At 49.9% G+C, this 6,643-nt stretch carries 7 protein-coding genes; all 7 read left to right on the top strand.

Features of this window, described 5'->3' with window-relative positions:
- The first annotated feature begins 65 nt into the window (after positions 1–65).
- The 7 genes from NE638_RS17335 (at position 66) to NE638_RS17305 (ending at position 6,216) form a co-directional block, all read left to right on the top strand.
- A complete protein-coding gene (locus NE638_RS17335; protein ID WP_015526575.1) occupies positions 66–755 on the top strand; it encodes a response regulator transcription factor in 690 nt (229 codons plus the stop codon).
- 102 nt (positions 756–857) lie between these two features.
- The gene (locus tag NE638_RS17330) at positions 858–1,394 is read left to right on the top strand and encodes a Uma2 family endonuclease (RefSeq protein WP_173746824.1); all 537 of its coding nucleotides are present in this window, start codon (positions 858–860) and stop codon (positions 1,392–1,394) included.
- Between the two features lie 66 nt (positions 1,395–1,460).
- Positions 1,461–2,900 carry an aminotransferase class I/II-fold pyridoxal phosphate-dependent enzyme gene (locus NE638_RS17325; RefSeq protein WP_173746822.1) on the top strand — a complete coding sequence of 480 codons (1,440 nt, stop codon included), beginning with the start codon at positions 1,461–1,463 and terminating at the stop codon, positions 2,898–2,900.
- 12 nt (positions 2,901–2,912) lie between these two features.
- Entirely contained in the window at positions 2,913–3,500 is a 588-nt protein-coding gene (locus tag NE638_RS17320) for a hypothetical protein (protein ID WP_021651241.1), read from the top strand.
- A gap of 101 nt (positions 3,501–3,601) precedes the next feature.
- Positions 3,602–4,591, top strand: a complete 990-nt coding sequence (gene holB / locus NE638_RS17315) for a DNA polymerase III subunit delta' (RefSeq protein ID WP_015526578.1) — start codon at positions 3,602–3,604, stop codon at positions 4,589–4,591.
- Position 4,592: 1 nt separating this feature from the next.
- Positions 4,593–5,486, top strand: a complete 894-nt coding sequence (locus tag NE638_RS17310) for a PSP1 domain-containing protein (protein WP_021651243.1) — start codon at positions 4,593–4,595, stop codon at positions 5,484–5,486.
- Positions 5,476–6,216 (top strand): tRNA1(Val) (adenine(37)-N6)-methyltransferase, encoded by a 741-nt coding sequence (locus tag NE638_RS17305; RefSeq protein WP_059086497.1) that lies wholly within the window; start codon positions 5,476–5,478, stop codon positions 6,214–6,216. Before NE638_RS17310 ends, NE638_RS17305 begins: the two co-directional genes overlap by 11 nt.
- The last annotated feature ends 427 nt before the right edge of the window (positions 6,217–6,643 follow it).

Below are 6,643 nucleotides of genomic sequence, written 5' to 3'. Positions count from 1 at the left end.
GTGAGAGTCTACGTTATCTCGATGTGAGTATATTTACACATATTTTGAGTGGCAGGTACCGATGAATGAGTAGGATTTTGATTATAGAGGATGAGGAAGCGATCGCAGATCTGGAGAAGGATTATCTGGAGCTTTCGGGGTTTGAGGTGGAGATCGAGAACCGTGGTGATACGGGGCTTGTTCGTGCCATGAAGGAGGAGTTTGATCTGATCATCCTGGATCTGATGCTTCCGGAGGTGGATGGCTTTGATATCTGCCGGCAGGTCCGTGAGGAGAAGAATACGCCGATCATTATGGTTTCGGCCAAGAAGGATGATATCGATAAGATCCGGGGACTGGGTCTTGGTGCGGATGATTATATGACCAAGCCGTTCAGTCCAAGTGAGCTGGTTGCCCGTGTGAAGGCGCATATGGAGCGTTATAACCGGCTGGTTGGTTCTAATGTGCATAAGAATGATGTGATCGAGATCCGCGGTATTAAGATCGATAAGACGGCCAGGCGTGTGTGGGTCAATGGTGAGGAGACGACGTTTACTACCAAGGAGTTTGATCTTTTGACTTTTTTGGCTGAGAATCCGAACAGGGTTTTTACAAAGGAGGAGCTTTTCCGGGAGATCTGGGATATGGAGTCTGTGGGTGATATCGCTACGGTTACGGTGCATATCAAGAAGATCCGTGAGAAGATCGAGTTTAATACGGCCAAGCCTCAGTATATTGAGACGATCTGGGGGGTGGGGTATCGGTTTAAGGTGTGAGCCTGTGGGGAAGGCTTCGGATGGAGCTGCTGCAGGCGGGTATGAGTGCAGATCGGAATGATGGTGTATGATCTGCTGAGTGCTTTTGAGAGGAGTGGAGATATGCCGCTGTTGAGGGAAAGAATTTATACGATAGAGGATATTTATGCTTTGCCGGAGGGTGAAAGAGCGGAACTGATCGATGGACATATTTATTATATGGCGCCGCCGAATACGATGCATCAGAGGATTTCGAGTATTTTGTCCAGAAAGATAGGTAACTATATAGAGTCTAATAAGGGGAAATGTGAGGTGTTTGCTGCACCGTTTGCTGTGTATCTGGATGAGAAGACGAATACTTATGTGGAACCGGATGTTTCTGTTATCTGTGATCCGGATAAGCTGGATGACAGGGGATGCAAGGGTGCTCCGGACTGGATCATCGAGATCGTTTCTCCGGCGAGCAGGCGTATGGATTACTATACCAAGCTGTTTAAATACAGGACTGCCGGTGTGAGAGAGTACTGGATCGTGGATCCTGTGAAGAAGCTGATAATGGTGTATGATTTTGAAAATGAGGATACGGAGCAGTATACATTTCAGGATTCGATCAAGGTGGGGATCTATGAGGACCTGAGGATCGATTTTGCTGAGATGTGATAAAAATGGAGGGGAATATCGTCTGGTGATAGCCCCTCCTTGTTTTTAGGATGAAAAGGACGAATTATGGAAGACAGATTATACAAGAAACTGGAAGCGTACGGTAAGAGTGATTTTTATCCGTTTCATATGCCGGGGCATAAGAGGAATCCGCTGGCTGTGGAGGGGGATTTTCCGGTAGAGAGGGATATTACGGAGATTGACGGGTTTGATAACCTGCATCATGCTGAGGATATTTTGAAAAGGGCGCAGGAGGATGTCGCACGGCTTTATGGTGTGCCGGAGAGTTTTTACAGTATTAATGGAAGCTCCGGGGCGATCCTGGCGGCGGTGTCTGCGGCTGTGGATAAGGGGGGACAGATCCTGGTGGCAAGGAACTGCCATAAGGCGGTTTACCATGCAATTTATCTGCGGGAGCTGAGTGCCACGTATATTTATCCACATGAGGATCCGAAATTGGGGATAAACGGAGGGATTTCACCCGGCCGTGTGGAAATGTATCTGGCGGAAAATCCGGAGATCCAGGCGGTGCTGATCACTTCGCCGACTTATGACGGGATCGTGTCGGATGTGGCGAGGATCGCGGAGATCGCGCATCACTATGGTGTGCCGCTGATCGTGGATGAGGCTCACGGGGCGCATTTTCGGTTTTCGGATTATTTTCCGGTGTCTGCGGCGCAGCTTGGTGCGGATGTGGTGATCAACAGTGTGCATAAGACGCTGCCCTGTCTGACCCAGACGGGGGTGATCCACCTGTGCAGTGAGCGTGTGAGCCGGGAAAAACTGAAGCGTTTTCTGGGAATCTATCAGAGCAGCAGTCCTTCTTATATTCTTATGAGCAGCATTGATGCGTGCATGGATAAGCTGGAGCGTGAGGGGGATGAGATGTTCCGTGTGTTTACGGAGAATCTGGAAAAAGCACGCAGGCGTCTTTCCGAGTGTAAGTATATCCGGCTGGTAACGCCGCAGGCCTGTGAGTGCCAGAGAGTTTTTGATTTTGACAGATCCAAGATATTGCTTTCTACTGTGGACAGCTCGCTGAACGGCCGGGAGCTGCATCAGATCCTCCGGAGGGAGTTTCATCTGGAAATGGAGATGGAGGCGGAGAATTATGTGCTGGCGCTGGCGGCTGTGGGTGATACGGCGGAGGGCTTTGAGCGGCTTTGTGATGCTATTGAAGAGATCGACCGCCGTGAATCGTTAAAATATAGAGAAGAGGCTGTGGAGAAGGAGCCTTTGAAAAACGGAAAAATGAAGCAAATCATGCGGATCTCCCAGGCTATGGATGCGGAGAGTGAGCGGTGTCCGCTGGATGAGTGTATCGGACGTACGTCCGGGGAGTTTGCGTATCTTTATCCGCCGGGGATCCCGCTGATCGTTCCGGGGGAACAGATTTCTGGACATTTCGTAAAAAATGTGAGAAGATACCTGGAACAGGGCTTTGAGGTCCAGGGCCTGAGCGACCAGACCAATGAGACGGTGTGTGTTGTGAGAAATGAGATGTAGCAGAGGAGACATATGGGAAAGATTTTTTACATTATGGGAAAAAGCTCTTCCGGTAAGGACAGTATTTACAGACAGCTGGAGGGGAATCAGGAGCTGGGGCTTAAGCGGCTTGTGATCTATACTACCCGTCCGATCCGGGATGGAGAGGAGAACGGAAGAGAATATTTTTTTGCAGATGAGAATAAACTGAAGGAGTTCCGAAGAAACGGGAAGCTGATCGAGGCGCGTACTTATCAGACAGTTTACGGGCCGTGGACATATTTTACTGCGGATGACGGGCAGGTGTCTGTGGGTAATGACAGCTATCTGGGGATCGGTACACTGGAGTCTTTTGTGAGGCTCCGGGAGTATTACGGCAATGAAGTGATGTGGCCTATTTATATAGAGGTGGAAGACGGAGAGCGTCTGGAGCGTGCGCTTGCCAGGGAGAAGACCCAGGAGGTGCCGAAGTACGAGGAGATGTGCAGGCGTTTTCTTGCAGACCAGAATGATTTTTCCGAGGAAAATATTCTTAAAGCAGGTATATGGAAGCGTTTTGAGAATCATAATCTGGATGAATGTGTGAAGGAGATCGTAAATTATATAAAATCTGTACAATAAGGAAAAATAGTTTTTTTTATACAGAAGATTATGTTATAATTAGTTGAAAGATGTCCGCCGGGTATAACGGAGGGCACAAAAGGCAGAAAGAGGTGATTCTTATGGCAGGATTTCATGACATCATCGGCCATGACGATATAATCAGGCATTTGAAGAATGCGATAGAGACAGGGAAGGTATCCCACTCTTATATTTTTACAGGGGAACCGGGATCCGGCAAGAAGCTTCTTGCGGGGACTTTTGCGGCAGCGCTGCAGTGCGAATCGGGAGAGTCTGAACCGTGTATGACTTGTGATTCCTGTAAGAAGGTGATCGGCAAGAATCATCCGGATATCATTACAGTAACTCATGAGAAGCCTGGAAGCATCAGCATTGACGAGGTGCGTGACCAGGTTGTGCGTGATGTGGATATCAAGCCGTACTGCAGTCCGTATAAGATCTATATCATTCCGGATGCGGAGATGATGACGGTGCAGGCGCAGAATGCCATTTTGAAAACTATCGAGGAACCGCCGGAATATGCGGTGATCATGCTGCTGACAAGCAATATCGACAGTCTTCTTCCTACGATCCGTTCCAGATGTGTGCGTCTGGATCTGAAGGTGGTGGATGACAGTCTTGTGAAGGAATATCTGATGGAGCATCTTCAGGTGCCGGATTATCAGGCTGAGATCGATGCGTCTTATGCGCAGGGCAGTATCGGCAAGGCGAAGGAGGCTGCGACTTCTCAGGAGTTTGCGGATATGACTGCCAATGCCCTGAAGATTTTGAAATATGCCAATTCCATGGAGGTTTATGAGCTGACAGAGGCGATCAAGACTTTGACTGCTGATAAGAATAATATCAATGATTATCTGGATATTTTCCAGTTCTGGTTCCGCGATGTTCTGATGTTTAAGGCAACAAGGGAAATTGACAACCTGGTTTTTAAACAGGAGATTAATTTTATCAGAGAGCAGGCCAGCGAGCGTTCTTATGAGAATATCGAAAAAATCCTTGAGGCACTGGAGAAGACGAAGGTGCGTCTCCGTGCCAATGTTAATCTCGAACTTGCCCTGGAGCTCCTGTTCCTGACAATTAGGGAGAAATAGAATGGAAAAGGTAGTTGGAGTCAGATTTCGTAACGTTGGTAAGATTTATTATTTTAATCCTAAGAATTATAAGGTGAAGGTCGGCGATCATGTGATCGTGGAGACTGCCCGTGGTGTGGAGTATGGCCGTGTTGTCCTGGAGCCGCGCAGCGTGAAGGAGGACGAGGTAGTCCATCCGCTGAAGGAGGTTCTCCGTGTTGCAACGAAGGAGGACGAGGACCATGAGGCTGAGAACCGCCAGAAGGAGAAAGAGGCTTTTAAGATCTGCAAGAAGAAGATCCGTGAGCATGGGCTTGATATGAAGCTGATCGATGCGGAGTATACCTTTGATAATAACAAGGTGCTGTTTTATTTTACAGCGGATGGCCGTATTGATTTCCGGCAGCTGGTTAAGGATCTGGCGTCTGTGTTTAAGACCAGGATCGAGCTTCGTCAGATCGGTGTCCGTGATGAGACGAAGATCCTTGGCGGTATTGGTATCTGTGGAAGGACGCTTTGCTGTCATACGTATCTTTCGGAGTTTGCGCCGGTTTCCATCAAGATGGCGAAGGAGCAGAATCTTTCTCTGAACCAGACGAAGATTTCTGGTGTCTGTGGTCGTCTGATGTGCTGTCTGAAGAATGAGCAGGAGACTTATGAGGAGCTGAACCGGAATCTTCCGGGTATCGGTGATATGGTAACGACGCCGCAGGGTGTTTCGGGTACGGTCCAGAGTGTGAATGTTCTCAGGCAGATGGTTAAGATCGTGGTTGAGGTGAATGACGAGAAGGAGATCCAGGAGTTTCCGGTCCGTGATCTGAGGTTCCGCCCTAAGAGAAAAAAGGGTAAGGGTGGTTCTGCTGACCACGAGGAGAAAGAGGTTAAAAAGGGAGATTCGAAGCCGAATGAGAAGTGATCTGGTTTATTGCGGTGAGCGTGTGGATGATCTTCAGAATGGGTTGTTTGTGATCCAGGATCCGAAGAAGTTTTGCTTTGGGATGGATGCGGTTCTGTTGTCTGGTTTTGCCCGGGTGAAGAGGGGTGAGGTTGCGCTGGATATGGGGACCGGTACGGGGATCATTCCGATCTTGCTTTCTGATCGTACGGATGGGGAGCATTTCACGGGGCTGGAGATCCAGCATGAGTGTGCGGAGATGGCTGACCGTAGTGTGAGGTATAATGGTCTTGAGGACAGGGTTCGGATCGTTGAGGGTGATATCAGGGAGGCTGCCGGGATTTTTGGGGCGGCTTCTTTTGATGTGGTGACGTGTAATCCGCCGTATATGATCGGGCAGCATGGGTTGACGAATCCGCATCTTCCGAAGGCGATCGCGAGGCATGAGATTTTGTGTTCGTTTGATGATGTGGCTTGTCAGGCTGCCCGGGTCCTGAAGGACCGGGGGCGGTTTTTTCTGGTGCACAGGCCGTTTCGGCTGGTGGAGCTGATGGCGACTTTGACGAAGTATAAGCTGGAGCCTAAGAGGATGCAGCTGGTGTATCCTTTTATTGATAAGGAGCCGAATATGGTGTTGATCGAGGCTTGTAAGGGCGGGAATTCCAGGATCCGGGTTGAGCGGCCGCTGGTGGTTTATGAGCGGCCTGGGGTTTATACGGAGGATGTTTTGGAGTTGTATCGGATGGTGTGAATGTTGTGATGTTGTGGCTTAGGGTGGCTGCCCCGGTTGTGAGAGATTGGGGTGGCTGCTCGGGAGGTTTTGGGCCATCGGCGCTGCGCTGGATGGCTGGGAGGTAGTGGTGGCTGTGGTACTTCGGTTGGTGAAGGGACGGCGAGGGGAGGCAGGCTGCTGGTGGTGACACGCTGCGCCCCCTGCTCGGCTGCGGCGCCGGTTTGCTGCCATTCGCGCAAACTCGCTTCGCTCAAACAGTGCGCTCGGTGGCAGCAGCTATCCTCACCTCGCTGACGGGGGCTCCGCTAACGTCACCACCAGCAGCCTGCCTCCCCTCGCCTGAGATTCAAAGCGAGAGATCGCAACGCATAGTGCGCTGAGTATCGAAGCATACAGACACCTTGCCAGAAGTGAATCACTGAGAAAGTGAAGAAATAAAACAACA

Origin of the sequence: Blautia sp. MSK.18.38 (assembly GCF_024460535.1) — a bacterium.
GTDB lineage: Bacteria > Bacillota > Clostridia > Lachnospirales > Lachnospiraceae > Blautia_A > Blautia_A fusiformis.
The sequence above is the reverse complement of the archived record's forward strand: the minus strand, read 5'-3'. Positions and strand labels throughout refer to the sequence as shown.